Genomic DNA, 575 nt, shown 5'->3' with positions numbered 1-575 from the left:
GCCTGGGCGGTATCAAAGACATGGGCGGTCTGCCGGACGCTCTGTTTGTAATCGATGCTGACCACGAACACATTGCTATCAAAGAGGCAAACAACCTGGGTATTCCGGTATTTGCTATCGTTGATACCAACTCTGATCCGGACGGTGTTGACTTCGTTATCCCGGGTAACGACGACGCAATCCGTGCTGTGACCCTGTACCTGGGCGCTGTGTACAGCATCAGACGTTGAATTTTCTATTATAGAAAACCTTCAGTGGCACGTTTGGCGAAATTCAGAATGATTCTCAATTTGCCCGGGTGTGATACCATTGACGGCACTTACATATATATTGTCGGTATCACCGACGCTGATGGACAGAATTAATGGCTATCTCAATCAAGACCCCAGAAGATATCGAAAAAATGCGCGTCGCTGGCCGACTGGCTGCCGAAGTGCTGGAGATGATCGAACCGTATGTTAAACCGGGCGTCAGCACCGGCGAGCTGGATCGCATCTGTAATGATTACATTGTTAATGAACAACACGCGGTTTCTGCCTGCCTCGGCTATCACGGCTATCCGAAATCCGATTGCA

1 protein-coding gene and 1 pseudogene are annotated in these 575 nt (G+C 49.6%); both read left to right on the top strand.

What is annotated here, in order from left to right; translation table 11 throughout:
* Positions 1-212 (top strand): annotated as a pseudogene (gene rpsB, locus ACLO87_RS16920) (30S ribosomal protein S2); the annotation flags it as partial.
* 152 nt (positions 213-364) lie between these two features.
* On the top strand, positions 365-575 hold a 211-nt coding region (locus ACLO87_RS16915), incomplete at its 3' end, for a M24 family metallopeptidase (RefSeq protein WP_430224361.1).

Origin of the sequence: Paenalcaligenes sp. Me52, from assembly GCF_050487965.1 — a bacterium.
In the GTDB taxonomy this organism is placed as follows: Bacteria; Pseudomonadota; Gammaproteobacteria; order Burkholderiales; family Burkholderiaceae_B; genus Paenalcaligenes.
The sequence above is the reverse complement of the archived record's forward strand: the minus strand, read 5'-3'. Positions and strand labels throughout refer to the sequence as shown.